Source organism: uncultured Parasphingopyxis sp., from assembly GCF_937129435.1.
GTDB lineage: Bacteria > Pseudomonadota > Alphaproteobacteria > Sphingomonadales > Sphingomonadaceae > Parasphingopyxis.
In genome coordinates, this window is sequence record NZ_CAKZNF010000028.1 from 1 (window position 1) to 16,986 (window position 16,986).

General features: G+C 62.8%; 14 protein-coding genes and 1 pseudogene. 4 read left to right on the plus strand and 11 right to left on the minus strand.

The features are described 5' to 3' along the window. Positions 1–126 (plus strand): annotated as a pseudogene (locus tag Q0139_RS15510) (molybdopterin cofactor-binding domain-containing protein); the annotation flags it as partial. A 175-nt stretch (positions 127–301) separates the two neighbouring features. Then, positions 302–700, plus strand: coding sequence for a DUF2846 domain-containing protein (locus Q0139_RS05550; protein ID WP_298018688.1), 399 nt, complete (start codon positions 302–304; stop codon positions 698–700). A gap of 17 nt (positions 701–717) precedes the next feature. On the opposite strand, the gene rpsB is transcribed toward Q0139_RS05550, so the two are convergent. From rpsB to Q0139_RS05565, 3 genes are all read right to left on the minus strand, one after another. Further along, positions 718–1,926, minus strand: a complete 1,209-nt coding sequence (gene rpsB, locus Q0139_RS05555) for a 30S ribosomal protein S2 (protein ID WP_298018698.1) — start codon at positions 1,924–1,926, stop codon at positions 718–720. 437 nt (positions 1,927–2,363) lie between these two features. Beyond that, the gene (gene pssA, locus Q0139_RS05560; RefSeq protein WP_298018701.1) at positions 2,364–3,137 is read right to left on the minus strand and encodes a CDP-diacylglycerol--serine O-phosphatidyltransferase; all 774 of its coding nucleotides are present in this window, start codon (positions 3,135–3,137) and stop codon (positions 2,364–2,366) included. Between the two features lie 14 nt (positions 3,138–3,151). Beyond that, complete coding sequence (locus tag Q0139_RS05565) at positions 3,152–3,886, minus strand: phosphatidylserine decarboxylase (RefSeq protein WP_298018703.1); 735 nt, start codon at positions 3,884–3,886, stop codon at positions 3,152–3,154. A gap of 134 nt (positions 3,887–4,020) precedes the next feature. Between Q0139_RS05565 and Q0139_RS05570 the strand changes: the two genes are divergently transcribed. Beyond that, on the plus strand, positions 4,021–5,244 hold the full coding sequence (locus tag Q0139_RS05570) for an NADP-dependent isocitrate dehydrogenase (RefSeq protein WP_298018705.1): 1,224 nt from the start codon (positions 4,021–4,023) through the stop codon (positions 5,242–5,244). A 17-nt stretch (positions 5,245–5,261) separates the two neighbouring features. Here the strand turns inward: Q0139_RS05570 and Q0139_RS05575 are convergent, their stop codons facing one another. Continuing rightward, the gene (locus Q0139_RS05575) at positions 5,262–6,479 is read right to left on the minus strand and encodes an FAD-dependent oxidoreductase (protein ID WP_298018706.1); all 1,218 of its coding nucleotides are present in this window, start codon (positions 6,477–6,479) and stop codon (positions 5,262–5,264) included. A gap of 39 nt (positions 6,480–6,518) precedes the next feature. On the opposite strand from Q0139_RS05575, the gene Q0139_RS05580 reads away from it, so the two are divergent. Beyond that, positions 6,519–8,315, plus strand: coding sequence for a cation:proton antiporter (locus Q0139_RS05580; RefSeq protein ID WP_298018708.1), 1,797 nt, complete (start codon positions 6,519–6,521; stop codon positions 8,313–8,315). Here Q0139_RS05580 and alaS read toward each other — a convergent pair. From alaS to smpB, 7 genes are all read right to left on the minus strand, one after another. Further along, complete coding sequence (gene alaS, locus Q0139_RS05585) at positions 8,312–10,966, minus strand: alanine--tRNA ligase (protein WP_298018762.1); 2,655 nt, start codon at positions 10,964–10,966, stop codon at positions 8,312–8,314. The genes Q0139_RS05580 and alaS overlap by 4 nt on opposite strands. Positions 10,967–11,045: 79 nt before the next feature. Further along, on the minus strand, positions 11,046–11,717 hold the full coding sequence (locus Q0139_RS05590) for a PEGA domain-containing protein (RefSeq protein ID WP_298018712.1): 672 nt from the start codon (positions 11,715–11,717) through the stop codon (positions 11,046–11,048). A 148-nt stretch (positions 11,718–11,865) separates the two neighbouring features. After that, positions 11,866–12,948, minus strand: coding sequence for a recombinase RecA (gene recA, locus Q0139_RS05595; protein ID WP_298018715.1), 1,083 nt, complete (start codon positions 12,946–12,948; stop codon positions 11,866–11,868). A gap of 99 nt (positions 12,949–13,047) precedes the next feature. Beyond that, positions 13,048–13,401 carry a response regulator gene (locus tag Q0139_RS05600; RefSeq protein WP_298018717.1) on the minus strand — a complete coding sequence of 118 codons (354 nt, stop codon included), beginning with the start codon at positions 13,399–13,401 and terminating at the stop codon, positions 13,048–13,050. A gap of 50 nt (positions 13,402–13,451) precedes the next feature. Continuing rightward, positions 13,452–15,863, minus strand: a complete 2,412-nt coding sequence (locus Q0139_RS05605) for a response regulator (protein ID WP_298018722.1) — start codon at positions 15,861–15,863, stop codon at positions 13,452–13,454. Then, positions 15,863–16,450 (minus strand): DUF2062 domain-containing protein, encoded by a 588-nt coding sequence (locus Q0139_RS05610; RefSeq protein WP_298018725.1) that lies wholly within the window; start codon positions 16,448–16,450, stop codon positions 15,863–15,865. The genes Q0139_RS05605 and Q0139_RS05610 overlap by 1 nt, the downstream gene beginning before the upstream one ends. Further along, positions 16,443–16,925, minus strand: coding sequence for an SsrA-binding protein SmpB (smpB, locus tag Q0139_RS05615; RefSeq protein ID WP_298018727.1), 483 nt, complete (start codon positions 16,923–16,925; stop codon positions 16,443–16,445). The genes Q0139_RS05610 and smpB overlap by 8 nt, the downstream gene beginning before the upstream one ends. Positions 16,926–16,986 lie beyond the last annotated feature (61 nt).

The following is a 16,986-nucleotide window of genomic DNA, read 5'->3' on the forward strand; positions in this document are numbered from 1 at the left end:
GAATTCCGCACCGCCCGCCAATGCATGGCGCCGATCGAGGGCCGCGGCGTGCTCGCCCATTGGGACAGCCGCTTGGGCCAACTGATCGTCTACACGGCCTGCCAGATGCCGCATATCGTGCGCACCGGCATGGCAACAGGCCATCAAGGAAACGGAATTCGAGCATGCGCAGGATGCGTACAGGCAATGCCTCCTCCTTCGAGCATCTCTTTCTCCATTTCCGATAGCCCGCCACGGCAGAACATCCAGAACCGTTCTGCCGCTTCGCCGCGCACATCATTCAGCGACACTCGGAGTCATCATGCTGAAGAAACTGGTCCTGGCCGCCTTTGCCTCATCGCTGCTCGTCGGCTGCGCCTCGGTTCCAATGGAAGACAAAAACGCATCTGCCGAAGCCAAGCGCTTTGCAGCCCCTGCGCCTGGCAATGCCGGTCTGTACATCTACCGCAACTCGGGCGTAGGTGGTTCGCTGAAGAAAGACATCTGGGTCGGTGACAAGTGCATCGGCGAATCCGCACCGAAGGTCTTCTTTTACGAACAGGTCAAGGGCGACATGGAGCACAAGATCTCCACCGAATCGGAGTTCTCCCCTAACGATTTGCTGGTCAAGACCGAAAGCGGCAAGAACTACTTCATCAAGCAGGCAGCCGGCTTCGCCAGTTCCGACGCCCCGCGGCTGTTGCGCGGCGAGGCGATCTGATCTTTTCCGGACTGAACTCAGGCGGGCGGATTGCCTGAAAAGGCGCGGGTGAGATCGGCATCCATCCGCCGGAAGCTTTCGGCTAGGATCGTCATGTCGGAAAAGGCGTGCGCGAGCGCGATGCCGCCCTGCCATTCGGCAATGAGTTCGCGCGCACGCGACAGGGCCTGCGAAGGCCTCAGACCCGACCGGCCGATTTCGCCGGCGAGAAACTCGATCAGCCTCGAGAAGCTCTCCGCCGCGCGCGCCGAGGCCGCCGGCGCGGTCTCGCGAAAGTCGCGCACGGCGAGCGAAATGGGGCACCCCCGCTCCATGAGGCTGCGGTTGGATTGCTGCAGACGGCGCAGCAGGAACCGGCAGCGCTCCTCCGCATCGGTGGAGACGGTGGCGGCATCGGCCACGAGCGCGCCGGTCTCGCTGAGGAAGATGTCGGCTACGGCGAGCGCGATGTCGGCCTTGCTGGGATAGTAATAGAACATGTTGCCCTGCGGCACGCCGGCAGCCCTGGCGATATCCCCTATCGAACTGCCGGCAAACCCCTTGCGCCAAAACAGGTCCGCAGCGGCCGCCGCGATCGCCTCGCAGTAAAGCCGGATGGCGCGCGACGCGTCGTCATTGGCCGGGATCGGGAAAGCGATACCGTCCGGGCTGACATTGCTGTCGAGCACGGCGACGACCGGGATGCCAAGCACATTGGCTTCCTTGATCGCGAGATCTTCCTTGTTCGCATCGATCACGAACATCGCATCGGGCAGTCCGCCCATGTCGCGAATGCCGCCGAGCGACAGTTCGAGCTTGTCGCGCTCGCGCGTCAGCTGCAGGACTTCCTTCTTGGTGAAGCCCGACGTGTCGCCGCCAAGCTGCTCTTCGAGATTCTTGAGCCGCTTGATCGAATTCGAAATCGTCTTCCAGTTGGTCAGCATGCCGCCGAGCCAGCGATGGTTGACGAAGTGCTGGCCGCACTGGCGCGCGCTCTCGGCAACCGGCTGCTGCGCCTGGCGCTTGGTGCCGACGAACAGCACCTTGCCGCCCGCGCCAACCGTCTGGCTGACGAAATCGAGCGCCCGCTGCATCAGCGGAACGGTCTGCGAAAGATCGATGATGTGGACCCCGTTGCGTTCGCCGAAAATATACGGCTTCATCTTGGGGTTCCAGCGATGGGTCTGGTGGCCGAAATGCGCTCCGACCTCGAGCAATTGCTGCAGCGTGACAGAAACGTCCGCCATAGGGGTTCTCCTTCCCGGTTATACCTCTGACGGACAAGGATCGAAGCGCCGCTTCGACACCGGTATGTGCGTCCGCCATGTGGAATGAGCGCGCAGATAGTCGCGTTCGTTGGAAATATCAAGGGTTGACTTGGAAAGAACAAACAGCGAACATGTGTCCGTTCGCCGCTAAATCCGCTCCGTTGACGGAAATGTGGATAAGCCTGGGGAACGCCAGCTAATCCGCGGCGTTGGCCGCGCAAGAATATAAGGGAGCCCGTCCATGGTTCAGCTAATTGCCGCTTTGTTCTTCACCGCTGCTCTTTTCGCAGCTATCGGCGTCATCGCCGTCACACTGCAGAAAAGCGGGGGCCAGATACTGGCCGCGCTACGCGGAGTGGTGCCGGCCGCCGATCTGCCGCAGGGTCGTGCCCCCCGGGCAAAGCCGGTGCGCGGCGCTACCCAGCCTCTCCGTGCTGTGCCGACGCGTCGGATCGCCGCCTGACCTTTGCATAGCGCGCCATGCTGATAGGAATGCTGAGAACATAGGCTGTCGTCAGCACCGACAGTGAAATCCACGGGACGTTGACCACGACCACGATAAGAGCCGCAATGCCGATCAGGGCAGGAAACCGCATGGCACGGCTGAACCGGAGGGACGACCAGCTGAACGTTGCGACATTCGACACCATCAGGAACGCCACCGCCGCCGTCCACGGCGCGACGACGTAGAATTTGGTCAGTATCTCCGCCTCGGTTACCAGCCAGAGATAGATGGGCATAAGCAGCAACAGTGCGCCGGTCGGTGATGGCACGCCTGTGAGGAAACCGGCGGACTTGTGGGGTTGCTCGTCGGCGTCGATATTCGCGTTGAACCGCGCCAGCCGCAATGCGCAGGCTGCGGCGAAGGCCAGCGAGAAAATCCAGCCATAGCGGGGCAGCGTCTCAAGGCTCCAGAGATAGACGATCAATGCGGGTGACACGCCGAACGCAATAACGTCCGACAGCGAATCGAGCTCGGCGCCGAACTTCGTCGATCCATTCAGCAGCCGCGCCACGCGGCCGTCGAATCCATCGAGAACGGCCGCTGCGAGGATGAAGATCAGCGCGACTTCCCATTGCTGCGTCAGTGCGAAGCGCACGGCGCTCAGTCCCATGCAGAGCGCCAGCACCGTAATCGCATTCGGGATCAGGGCGCGCGTCGGGAGGCCTTGGATAAGGCCGTGACGCATCCGTCGCGGCCGCTTCACTGCGGCACGCCGAAGGCGCGATCGCCCTCCCCGATCTTGGCGATGATCGTTTCGCCGGCAATCGCCTTTTGGCCGAGCACGATGCGCGGCGCGGTACCGGGCGGCAGATAGATATCGAGACGGCTGCCGAATCGGATCAGGCCGAAGCGTTGCCCGGCGACGAGCATGTCCCCGGGCTTGATGAAGGTAACGATACGCCGCGCCACCAGACCCGCGATCTGCGTAAAGCCGACCCGGTGGCCGTCTCGCGTTTCGATCATGAGATGCTGACGCTCATTCTCCTCGCTCGCCTTGTCGAGATCGGCATTGAGGAATTTGCCCGAAATATAAACGACGCGCTTCACCGTCCCGCCGATCGGCGCCCGATTGATGTGCACGTCGAACACGCTCATGAAGATCGAGACGCGCGTCATCAGTTCCTCGCCAAGCCCTTCCGGTCCGGCAAGTTCGATCGGCGGCGGCACATCGCGGATCAGCGTCACGAGGCCATCGGCGGGCGACACGATCAAGCCCTCCTCGGTGGGCGTCACCCGCACAGGGTCGCGGAAGAAGGAAGCGATCCAGATGACGACGCCCAGCATCGGCCAGGCAAGGATTTCCCAGCCGAGCAGGAAAAAGATCAGCGCGATGCCCGAAGCGATGGCCAGATATTTGTAGCTTTCGGGGTGGATGGCAGGCCAGCGCCAGCGAACGTCCCGATTGTCGCCTTCCGGCTTTTGCAATTCTGTCATGCCCGTTCAATACAGTCGGCCCGTTCAGGTGACAATCGCGGCGCAAAATCCCTAGGGTTGCGGTTGATTGCGGCTCGTTTGCCGCTTAGACGGATGCCGACTATTCCTCCCAGTTCCGGAAAGCGAAGATACGCATGCCAACCAAAATCAAGGTGAAAAACCCCGTCGTCGAGATCGATGGCGACGAGATGACCCGGATCATCTGGGAGTGGATCCGAGAGCGCCTGATCAAGCCCTATCTCGATATCGACCTCGAATATTACGATCTTTCGGTCGAGAAGCGCGACGAGACCAACGACCAGATCACGGTCGATGCGGCCAATGCGATCAAGAAGCACGGCGTTGGCGTGAAATGCGCGACGATCACGCCGGACGAAGCCCGGGTGGAGGAATTCGATCTCAAGAAGATGTGGAAGTCGCCCAACGGCACGATCCGCAACATCCTGGGCGGCGTCGTCTTCCGCGAGCCGATCGTGATCGACAATGTCCCGCGGCTCGTGCCGGGCTGGACGGATCCGATCGTTATCGGCCGTCATGCCTTCGGCGACCAGTATCGCGCCACGGACATGATCATTCCCGGCCCCGGCAAGCTGCGTCTCGTCTTTGAGGGCGAAGACGGCAGCGTGCAGGACGAGGAGGTGTTCCAGTTCCCCTCCTCCGGTGTAGCGATGGCGATGTACAATCTCGACGACAGCATCCGCGACTTCGCGCGCGCCAGCTTCAACTACGGCCTGCAACGCGAATGGCCCGTCTATCTGTCGACCAAGAACACGATCATGAAAAAATATGATGGGCGGTTCAAAGACCTGTTCCAGGAGGTGTTCGACACCGAAGGCTTCAAGGATCGGTTCGAGGCTGCCGGGACCGAATATCAGCACCGGCTGATCGACGACATGGTCGCCTCGGCGCTCAAATGGTCGGGCAAGTTCGTCTGGGCGTGCAAGAACTACGACGGAGATGTGCAGTCGGACACGGTGGCCCAGGGCTTCGGCTCGCTCGGCCTCATGACCTCGGTGCTGATGACGCCCGACGGCAAGACGGTCGAGGCCGAAGCCGCGCACGGCACGGTCACCCGCCACTATCGGATGCATCAGCAGGGCAAGGCGACCTCGACCAATCCGATCGCGTCGATCTTCGCCTGGACGCGCGGCCTCATCTATCGCGGCAAGTTCGACGAGACCCCCGATGTGACGCGCTTCGCCGAAACGCTCGAGCGGGTTTGTATTGAGACGGTCGAGAAGGGCCAGATGACCAAGGATCTGGCGATCCTGATCGGCCCCGATCAGGCATGGATGACGAGCGAACAGTTCTTCGAAGCGATCCGCGTCAATCTCGAAGCCGCGATGGACGAGTGGTAGGGATTTACCGCTGAATCTCAGCCATGGGCGTCCGGGCTTTCGATCCGCACGGGATCGAATCCAAGACCGATAATTCGTCCGGGGAGGCGCCGCAGGCGCGGGAAGCGGTTCAGCAGCCTTACCGGCAGGAACGGCTGTTCGATCGGCTTTTCGCGTTCCAGTAACGGCTCGATCACGCGATCCTGAGCGAATTTCTGTAGGCGCTGCATCCGCGTCACCGCGCGCCAACGCTTGTCCTGCACCCGGTGAAGCAAGGGGTCCGGGTCCGCGCCATTCGCCATTGGAGCCGCAAGGATATTCGCCGCCGCCACCGCATCCTGCACGGCGACATTGATCCCGACGCCGCCGATCGGGCTCATCGCGTGCGCCGCGTCGCCGATCGCCAACAGTCCGGGCCGGTGCCAGCGCGTGAGGCGATCGAGCGCCACATTGAGCAGCTTGACCTTGTCCCAGCTGTCGATGGTCTCGATCGGGCCGGCCAGCTCTGGCGCGGTGTCGCGCAGCATCTCGCGGAACGCACCGATCCCGCGTGCACAAATGGCATCGGCCTGCCCTTTCTTGAATACGAAGGCGCATTGCAGATAGTCGCGGCGGTCGATGAGGACGAGGAAGCGTCCCGCCTTCATCACGCCGAAGCTCTCACCACCCGTCCCTTCCAGCTTGTCGAGCCGGAACCAGAAGACATCCATCGGCGCGCCGATCTGCTCGAGCGGCAGCTCGGCCTCCTCGCGAAGCACGGATCGCCTGCCGTCGGCGGCGATGACGAGATTGGCGGCAATATCGCCCCGCAATGTACGCACACCGCTGACCCTGCCGCTGGAATCGACGGTCACACCGGTGGCTTCGGTCGACATGTGAAGTTCGAATTCGGGATAGCGCCGCGCCTTATCGGCGATGAAATCGAGCAAATCCCATTGCGGCATCATCGCGATGAACGGCGCCGCGACGCGCAGTTTTCGAAAATCGACGATCTTCATGTCGCGCCCGGCGATCTTGACGCCGATTTTCTCGATCCGGCTGTGCGGCAGCGATAGCAGCTCGTCGAGCACGCCGAGCTGATGGAACAGCTCGAGCGTCGAAGGGTGGACCGTATCGCCGCGAAAATCGCGCAGAAAATCGTCGTGCTTTTCCAACACGGTCGTCGGAACGCCGGCGCGCGCGAAGAGCAGTCCGGCCATCATACCCGCCGGCCCGCCGCCCACGATGCAGACTTTCCCGGCTTTTTCTCCGCTCATGCTGGCACTTTAACGCCTTTCTTGCCTAGAAGCGACGGCATGCACCACGGCCTCGAATCATCTTCGCTCATGAGCGATGCGCTCGTGATCCTCGGCGCGGCGGGGATCGTCATCCCGTTGTTCGCCCGTTTCCGGATCACGCCGATCATCGGTTTCATCCTGGTCGGCGTGCTCGTCGGCCCGGCGGGGCTAGGCTCCTATACCGACCGGGCGCCATGGCTCGAATATATGACGATCTCCAATACGGAAGCGATCGAGCCCTTTGCGGAATTCGGCATCATCCTGCTGCTGTTCACCATCGGCCTCGAACTGTCGTTCAAGCGGCTTTGGGAAATGCGCGGCATGGTGTTCGGTCTTGGTGCGGCAGAGCTGCTGGGGTCGGGCATATTGATTGCCTCCGCGCTGATGGCCTTGGGTCAAGGGGCGATCGGTGCGCTCGGATTGGGACTCGCTCTCGCGCTTTCGTCGACGGCACTCGTCCTCCCGATGTCGGGGACGAAGACTCCAGTCGGGCGCGCGGCGCTCGGTATGCTGCTATTTGAGGACGTCGCGATCGTACCGATCATCTTCTTCCTCGGTGCGATGGCGCCAACCCAGGGTGGCAGCTTTGCTGAACTGGGCGAAACGCTGCTCTACGGGTTCGCGACCGTCGCCGCGATGCTGATCGGCGGACGCTTCGCATTGCCGCATCTCTTCGCCCAGGCGGCGCGGACGAAAAGTCCCGAAGTGTTTCTTGCCGTCAGCCTGCTGATCGTCATCCTTGCAAGTCTCGCGACGACCGCCGTCGGCCTGTCGCCGATCGTCGGCGCGATCGTTGCGGGTCTTGTCATTGCCGAAACCGAATATCACCGCGAGGTCGAGGTTATCACGGAACCGTTTAAGGGTTTGGCCCTCGGCGTCTTCCTGATCACCGTCGGCATGAGCCTCGATCTCGGGCTGGTTGCGGAATATTGGCAATCGCTGTCGATCGCCGTGATCGGCGTCGTGTGCGTCAAGACGCTGGTCACCGGCCTGCTCCTCCGCGTCGCCGGGGCGCGACGATCGACGGCGGCGGAGGCAGGCCTCCTGATGTCGTCACCGTCCGAAACGACCCTGATCGTGCTTGCGGCTGCGTCTGCGGCCCAGTTGATCCAGCCGACGACAGCCGCCTTCTGGCAAACGGTAACGGCCATCGGCCTTACCATCACGCCGCTTCTGGCGCGGCTCGGCCGCGTCCTCGCACGGCGGGTGGAAATGCGCGAGTTCAGCGTCGAATTGCCCGGCGAAGGCGGAGAGGACGAACGTATCGCCATCGTCGTCGGTTTCGGTCGTGTCGGCCGACTGATCGCGGAGATGCTGCGGCAGCACGAACAGCCTTTCCTCGCCGTCGATTCGGATATCGACGCAGTCGCGAGAGGACGTATGGAAGGCTTTCCGACGATTTTCGGTGATGTAGCACGGGGCGGTTTTCTGGACCTGCTGGATCTCGATCGCGCAACCGCGGTGATCCTCACCATGGATGATCCCGTCGCGAGCGTTCAGGTCGCCCGGCGGATCCGCGCGGCCTATCCCGATCTCGCCATCGTAGCGCGGGCGCGCGATACCGATCACGCGGCGCAACTCTATCAGGCAGGCGTTACCGATGCGGTGCCGGAGACGGTCGAATCCTCACTGCAACTTTCCGAGGCGGCGCTGGTCGGCCTGGGCGTCGCCATGGGTCCCGTGATCGCATCGATCCATGAAAAGCGCGACGAGTTGCGGCGGGAGATCATCAAACTTGGCGAGGTCGACGATCCGCGCTCGCTCGCGCCGACGCGCCTGCGCGATCTCGATCGCGGTAAGAAAGCCGAAACCTAGGCTGGTACGGCCTCCAGCGCATTGCGGATGGCATCCAGCGCCGCTTCGGCCTTGTCTCCATCGGGGCCGCCGCCTTGTGCCATGTCCGGCCGTCCGCCGCCGCCTTTTCCGCCGAGCGCCTCGACGGCCGAACGCACCAGCGCAACCGCATCAATCTTGTCCGTCAGATCGTCGGTCACACCGGCAGCGACGCTGGCGCGACCCTCATTGACCGCGACGATGGCAGCGACGCCCGATCCCAGCCTGTCCTTGGTCTCGTCGATCAACCCACGCAGCGATTTGGGATCGAGACCGTCGAGGACCTTGCCGCTGAAGGCAACACCCGCGATTGTTTCATCCTCGGCTGCATTGGAAGTGCCGCCGCCGCCCAGCGCCAGGGCCTTTTTGGCTTCCGCCAGTTCCCGGTCGAGCCGCTTTCGTTCCTCGATTAGGACGGCGACGCGAGCGGGAACATCGTCTGGCGTGGTTTTCATTGCATCGGCGGCGGCCGTCAGGCTGGCTTCGCGGCCACGATACCATTGCCGCGCGGCTTCGCCGGTCAGCGCTTCGATCCGGCGCACGCCCGAAGAAACGGCGCTTTCGGCGATGACGACGAACAGACCGATGTCGCCCAGCGCGCCGACATGCGTGCCGCCGCACAGCTCGACCGAATAGTCCCTTTCGCCCTCGCGGCCCATCGAAAGCACGCGGACCTCGTCGCCATATTTCTCGCCGAACAGAGCCAGCGCGCCCGCCTCGATCGCCTCGTCGGGCGTCATCAGCCGTGTTGTGACCTCGGCATTGTGACGAATCTGCGAGTTCACGTCGCTTTCGATGGCGGCGATTTCGTCCGGCGTCAGCGCCTTGGGATGCGAGAAATCGAAGCGCAGCCGGTCTTCGGCAACCAGGCTGCCTTTCTGCGTCACATGGCCGCCAAGCCTGTTGCGCAACGCTGCGTGCAACAGGTGGGTGGCGCTATGATTGGCACGAAGCCTGGTGCGCCGCTCGGCATCGACCGACAGCTTGACGACATCGCCGGTCTTGAGACTTCCCTGTTCGATCCGCGCATGATGCGCATGGAGACGGCCTAGCGGCTTTGATGTGTCCGAAACGATCGCGCGCAGATCGCCGTCATTGGCGATCGTGCCCGTGTCGCCCATCTGGCCGCCGCTCTCGCCGTAAAACGGCGTCTGATTGACAATGACGACGACATCGTCGCCGGTCTTGGCCGTTTCGACGCGCTCGCCGTCGCGCAGAAGGGCCAGCACCTGGCCTTCGCCATCGTGCGAGACATAGCCTGTGAATTCGGTGCCGCCGAACTCCTCGGCAATGTCGAACCAGACCGATTCCGACGCCGCTTCGCCGGAGCCTTTCCATGCCGCGCGCGCCGCCTTCTTCTGTTCGTCCATGGCCGCATCGAACCCGGCGCGGTCGACCGAAAGGCCGCGACTGCGCAATGCGTCTTCGGTCAGGTCGTAGGGGAAGCCGTAGGTGTCATAGAGTTTGAACGCGGTCTCGCCGGCCAGCGTATCGCCTTCGCCCAGCGACGCGGTCGCCTCGTCGAGCAATTTGAGGCCGTTGTCGAGCGCGCGGCGGAAGCGGTTTTCCTCGAGGTTCAGCGTCTCCTCGATCAACGGCTGGGCGCGGACGAGTTCCGGGAACGCGCCGCCCATTTCGGCGGCGAGCGCGGGGACGAGCCGGTGCATTAGCGGCTTTTCGGCACCGAGCAGATGCGCATGACGCATGGCGCGCCGCATGATGCGGCGCAGAACATAGCCGCGCCCTTCATTGGCGGGCAGCACGCCGTCGGCAATCAGGAAGCTTGACGAGCGAAGATGGTCCGCGATGACGCGGTGCGACGCGGCCATGTCGCCGTCCGGCGCGGTCCCGGTCAACTCGGCGCTCTCGGCGATCAGCGCACGGAACAGGTCGATCTCGTAATTGTCGTGCGTCCCCTGAAGCACCGCGGCGATGCGTTCGAGACCCATGCCGGTATCGATGGAGGGGCTGGGCAGGTCGCGGACGATCTCATTGTCCTCCTGCTCATGCTGCATGAACACGAGGTTCCAGATCTCGACGAAGCGGTCGCCATCCTCGTCGGGGCTGCCGGGCGGGCCGCCGGGAATATGGTCGCCATGGTCGAAGAAGACCTCTGAACATGGCCCGCACGGCCCAGTGTCGCCCATCGCCCAGAAATTGTCCTTGGTGGCGATGCGGATGATCCGGTCTTCGGGCAGGCCCGAAATCCGGCGCCAGAGATCATATGCCTCGTCATCGGTATGATAGACGGTGGCGGTCAGGCGGTCGGGCGAAATCCCCCATTCCTTGGTCAGGAGATTCCAGGCGAGTTCGATCGCCCGGTCCTTGAAATAGTCGCCGAAGGAAAAATTACCGAGCATCTCGAAAAAGGTGTGATGCCGCGCGGTATAGCCGACATTGTCGAGATCGTTGTGCTTGCCGCCGGCGCGCACGCATTTCTGTGAGCTCGTCGCGGTCGCATAGTCACGGCTTTCAAGGCCGGTGAAGACGTTCTTGAACGGCACCATGCCCGCATTGACGAACATCAGTGTCGGATCGTTGTGCGGCACGAGCGGCGCAGACGGCACGAGCGCGTGGCCCGCGTCGGCGAAATAGTCGAGAAAGGACCGGCGGATATCGTTGGTCGACGTCATCGCTGCGATGTAGGAGAGCGGCGCAATTCCGGCAAGCGCGTCGTTGTCGACGCGCCTGCCGGAAAGCGCCGGTGGATGACTAGGCGTCGGTTTCGCCGTCAGTGGCGCCGGTATCTCCGGCACCTGAATCGATCTCGGCATCTACCGGAGTTGCAGTATCCTCGGTCACGACTTCCGAGGCCGCCACTGGTTCGTCGGTTTCAATCGCTACGATGCCGGGTTCGTAAGGATTGCTGCTTACCACCTCTGCTTCCGCGGCGGTGCCGGCCGATGCGGTTGCGATACCGCTCGAACGGAACTGGTCGTCCGTGCGCAGCGCGATGACCTCACCATCCTCATCTATATAGGTCGATGCGTTCGCCGACCCGACCGGAGAAAGTGTGACGCGGAGCGGATTGGGCTCGAGATTGTTGAGCGATCCGTTCGAGGCATCGACACCGGCGCCGATGATGCCGCCGAGCAGAACATTGCCGGCAACGCCGGCCGCGCCGCCGCCGCTGAAAACGCTGTCCACTGCGACCCAGCCCGTCTGATAGCCGTCGAGTTCGAACTGGACGTTGAATTCGCGTCCCCGCTTGAGATGCAGTTCGCACGGCGTGACACAGCTCTCGCCGTTACTCAGCGTCGCCGTCGCACCGGATGGTGTGGTTTCGATCGTATAATCCTGTCGCGTGCCGCGAAGAACGGTCGCGCAGCCGACAAGGCTCGTCGACGCCAGCACGATGCCGGCGACCCGAACTATAGTATTCATTTGAGTTTACCCCCGAAATTGCCAGAATTGGCCAGGGCGCTATTGGAGAAACTACTGTCGGAAGCAAGTGGAAAAGCCGCGTCGTGCGTAGTTTGCACGTCGCCCATCTAGACGGCGGAACAACCTCGCATGATACGGCCCATCAGACCTACTCGTTCTCGTCCTCGTCCTGGGCTCCCGGCCCTGCCATCATGTCTTCGGCGATTTCGTCGTCCTTGCCGCGGATCGCATTTTCCAGCTGCTGGCAGATTTCCGGGTTTTCCTTGAGGAAGGTCTTGGAGTTCTCGCGCCCCTGGCCGATCCGCGTCGAATCGTAGGAGAACCAGGCACCCGATTTCTCGACGATCCCGGCCTTGACGCCAAGATCGAGGATTTCGCCGACCTTCGAGATACCCTCGCCGTACATGATGTCGAATTCGACCTGCTTGAATGGCGGCGCGACCTTGTTCTTGACCACTTTCACGCGGGTCGAATTGCCGACCACCTCGTCGCGATCCTTGATCTGGCCGGTGCGGCGAATGTCGAGACGGACCGAAGCATAGAACTTTAGCGCATTGCCGCCCGATGTCGTTTCCGGGCTGCCATACATGACGCCGATCTTCATCCGGATCTGATTGATGAAGATGACCATGCACTTGGAACGGTTGATCGAACCGGTGAGCTTGCGCAGCGCCTGGCTCATCAGCCGGGCCTGCAGGCCGACATGGCTGTCGCCCATCTCGCCCTCGATCTCTGCGCGTGGCACGAGTGCAGCGACCGAATCGACGACCAGAATGTCGACCGCATTCGAACGGACCAGTGTATCGGCAATCTCGAGTGCCTGTTCGCCGGTATCGGGCTGCGAGATCACCAACTCGTCGATGTCGACGCCGAGTTTCTTCGCATAGCCGGGGTCGAGCGCATGTTCGGCATCGATGAATGCCGCCGTACCGCCCGCCTTCTGCGCTTCGGCAATGGCGTGCAGCGCGAGCGTCGTCTTGCCCGAGCTTTCCGGACCGTAAATCTCGATAATCCGGCCTTTCGGCAGGCCGCCGATGCCGAGTGCGATATCGAGACCGAGCGAACCGGTTGAAATCGCTTCGATCTCAATCGCCTCGCGCGAGCCGAGCTTCATCGCCGAGCCCTTGCCGAAGGCCCGGTCGATTTGGGAAAGCGCCGCGTCGAGCGCCTTTTGTCTGTCGCTGTTGTTCATATTGCCTTCGGTTTCGATGACTTTGAGATGCGCGGCCATGGCCTTTTCCCCTCGTAGTTGCAGCACGCCGGACGTTCAACGCGTAAGGGGTGTGTATATGGTTTGTTCTTTTGGAACAAGAGGGGAACGAAACTTTTCCTACGTGCTCGTCAACGCCTGCTCGATCGCTTCGCGCACGGCGTCGAGCGTATAGGGTTTGGCGAGATAGGCAGCCATGGCATGGCGTTCAGGGGGTGAATCGATCTGGCCGCCACTGGCGAGAATGAACGGCTTGCCCTTGTCGGCCAGCGCATCGGCGACAGGCCAGCTTGCCGTGTTCTCGCGCAGGTTGATATCGAGGATCGCGACATCGAAATCGTCGCCCTCGACCGCGGCCAACGCGTCCTCGACCGAATCGGGCGTGCCGACAACCTTGTGATCGAGGGACTCGACGAAATCCTCCAGCATCATGGCGATCAGGGGTTCGTCTTCGATGATAAGGATTGCGGCCATGTATGACCCCTATACCGGCTCCACACGGGGACGCCACACTGTCATGCACATCAATCGCTTTTGCCCGGAAGAACCTTTCGCACCGCTTCGGAAAGCTGCTGCACCGAAAAAGGCTTGGGCAGGAAATGCACGCGATCGAGGTTGATCGATTCGCGCAACTGTTCCTCGGCATAACCCGACATGAAGACGATCGGCACGTCGGGCATTGTCTCGCGCAGCACGCGGGCCATGGCCGGCCCATCCATGCCGGGCATGACGACATCGGAAAGGATCATATCGAAATCGGTCCGTGTCTCGCAGATTTCGACGGCGCGTTCGCCGTCCTCGGCCACGGTCACGGTGTAGCCCTGTCGCGTCAGCGCGCGCTCGGCGACGGCACGGACCATGTCCTCATCCTCGACGACCAGGATCTCGCCGTTGCCCCAAAGCGCATCGGCGGCGCTTTCGTCTTTGGTGGGGGACTTGGCCGACGCGGGCGCAGCAGGCGCCTCGCCCTTGTGGACGGGCAAATAGAGGGTGAACGTTGTCCCCTCGCCCTGCTCGGAATCGGCGAAGATGAACCCGCCCGACTGTTTGACGATGCCGTAGACCGTGGAAAGGCCAAGGCCGGTCCCCTTCCCCACATCCTTGGTGGTGTAAAAGGGTTCGAAAATCTTGCCGAGCGCATCGTCGGGAATGCCGATGCCGGTGTCGGAGACGCTGAGTGCGGTATAATCGGCGGGCGGCATGATTTCGCCGCCCATCGCCGTCACTTCGGCGGGCGTCACGGCGAAGGTCCGAAGCGTCAGCGTACCGCGTTCGCCCTTGGAGAGCATCGCATCGCGCGCATTGACGGCGAGGTTGACGATCACCTGTTCGAGCTGCCCCGGATCGGCGCGTACCGGACCGAGGCTGCGCCCGTGATGCACCGACAATTCTACCGTCTCGCCGAGCAGCCGCTTGAGCAGGTTCGACACTTCGGACACGACGTCCGGCAGCTGGAGGATCTGCGGACGTAGCGTCTGCTGCCGCGAGAAAGCGAGAAGCTGCCGCGTCAGCCCCGCCGCACGGTTCGAATTGGATTTGACCTGCTGGATATCGTCATAGTCGCTGTCGCCGGGCGAATGGCGCATCAGCATCAGGTCGCAATGGCCGATGATCGCTGTCAGGATATTGTTGAAGTCGTGCGCGACACCGCCCGCCAGCTGGCCGACGGCCTGCATCTTCGTCGCCTGGGCCACCTGCCGCTTGAGCTTTTCGTCTTCGCTATTGTCCTTGAGGCTCAGCAAAACCGGCGAATCGCCCAGGCCCCGCGCTCCGCCGATCGTCAGCGCCGTCGATTCATCGGGACGCGATTTGAGCCGAACCGCGATATCGGCCGAAGCGGCGGTCCCGCCCGCAAAGCGCCGGACGGCATTGGCCACCGCCGTCTTGTCGTCCTCGACGACAAGGTCGCCCGGATAGAGCGGCCTGTCTCCCTCGGCGAGACCCGCTGCATTGCGAAAGGCGCTGTTGATGAAACGGAACCGGCCGTCGCTCCCCGCCAGCGCGATCCCGAGCGGCAGCATCTCGAGCAGGTTCTGCAGGCTCTCGGCGTCCGATCGTCCGGCTCCGACGCCCGGCAGCTCGTCGAGCATGAAGAAGAGGATCGGATCGCCTTCTTCGGCACCCGTCTCCAGCGGCACCTGCACGAGGCGAAGCGGCAGGGCATCCTGGCCTTCGGCTTTCAGACGGATCAGACCGTCCTCGCCGGTTTCGAACAAAGGCGTGAATTCGCGGCGGCGCAGCCGCTCGTCATTCGTCATGGCGCGATGGCGAAACACGCGATTGCCCGCGATCATCTTGCCCCGGCCGTCGACAAGCACCGCCATCACGGCGCTGCGGCCCAGTGCGAGGCCGCCCTCTCCTTCGATCAGGCGGACCGCTTCGCCAACAAGATCGCTGCCAGCCGCGGGCGCCAGCCGCCAGATCAGAAAATCGGCGTGATCGCCGCCCCGAGTCACGAGGGCGTCGAAGGCACCTTCCGGCGTGGAAAGCGCCGCTGCTTCACCGCGCCCGTCGCGCCATGCCGTGCGGCCCGCCTGGGTAAGCCGTGCCTGTCCGTCTCCGGACACGCCGAGGCCGGGCGGGGTTGCACCGCCACGAAAGGCCCGCTCATAGGCTGCGTTCGCAGCGACCATCCGGCCTTCGCGATCGGTAATCGCCACCGGATGAGTGGCCGCCTCCACGACGGCGCGAGCGAAGCTGCGATCGGGCGCAATAACAGCATTCACCGTCGACGTGGACCGGCGCGTCAGAATCAGAGCTATGCTGACCACCAGCGCGAACATGGCGGCAAAGCCCGCGGCAAATAGCGGGTTCTCCAACAAAAACATCAGCAGGACCGCTGACGCAATTCCGATTCCCGCAATGGCCAGCAGCAGCGTACGGTCGAGCAATGCCGTTCGGTCGGGCTTGTCCGATTTCGGGGCGAGGCTCGCCATCAGCCCGTGGCCTCGCTCCGCCTCAGCGAACGTCGCTTCCATTTGCGCGCCGTGCGGTAGCGCCAGAACCATTTTGCAAGGAAATAGGATACCACGCCGGACGCGATCGCGATGACGAGCAGGCCGAGCACCATCGCGGGAGCCGCATCGGACGCGAACCAGTTGAGCCATTCGGAAAAGCCCGCGCCTTCATCGATCAACTCTCGAAACCGCCCTGGATTGGCCTGAAAGCCGAACAGGTCGTTGCCGACGAAAACGGCAGCGATCAGGATGAAGGGTGTCGTGAACGGGTTGCTCGCAAAGGTCGCGGCAGCGGCAACCGGAATGTTCGCGCGAAATGGCAAGGCGATCAGCGCGGAACAGAGGATCTGCAGACCCGGTATCATCACGAAGATGCCGACGACCATGCCGAGCGCCGCGCCGCGCGGAACCGAACGGCGGGTGAAGCGCCACAGTTCGCGCCTCAGCACGCGACCGGCAAACGGCTTGATGAAGCGATTGCGCGCCAGTTCCTCGCGCGTCGGCGAATGTTTGCGGACCCAGCGGACGAAGGGGCCGTGCTCGCTCTCGCCGCGCCTCCTAGCCATGATCTTTCAGCAGTCTGCCCTGCTCTCTCTTCCAGTCGCGTTCCTTTTGCGTCGCGCGCTTGTCGTGCGCCTTCTTGCCCTTGGCGAGCGCCAGCTCGACCTTGGCCCTGCCCTGGCCGTTGAAATAGATCGACAGCGGTACGAGCGTCATGCCCTTGCGCTCGACCGCACCGGTCAGCTTGTTGATCTCGCTCTGGTGCAGCAGCAGCTTTCGCCGGCGCCGCGGATCATGGTTGAAGCGATTGCCATGGCTGAATTCGGGGATGTTGGCGTTGATCAGCCAGATCTCACCCTCCTCGACATCGGCATAGCTTTCCGCGATCGATCCCTCGCCGAAGCGCAGCGATTTCACCTCGGTGCCCTGCAGGGCAATGCCTGCTTCGAACTTCTCGTCGATCGCATAGTCGAACCGCGCGCGCCGGTTCTCGGCGACGGTCTTTGCCTTGTCGAAGGTTTCGGGCTTGGGTCGGGCCATGACCGCCTCCATATCGGGAAAGCGCACGGAAAAGGAAAGGCCGTGCGCAGAAGGGCTGTGG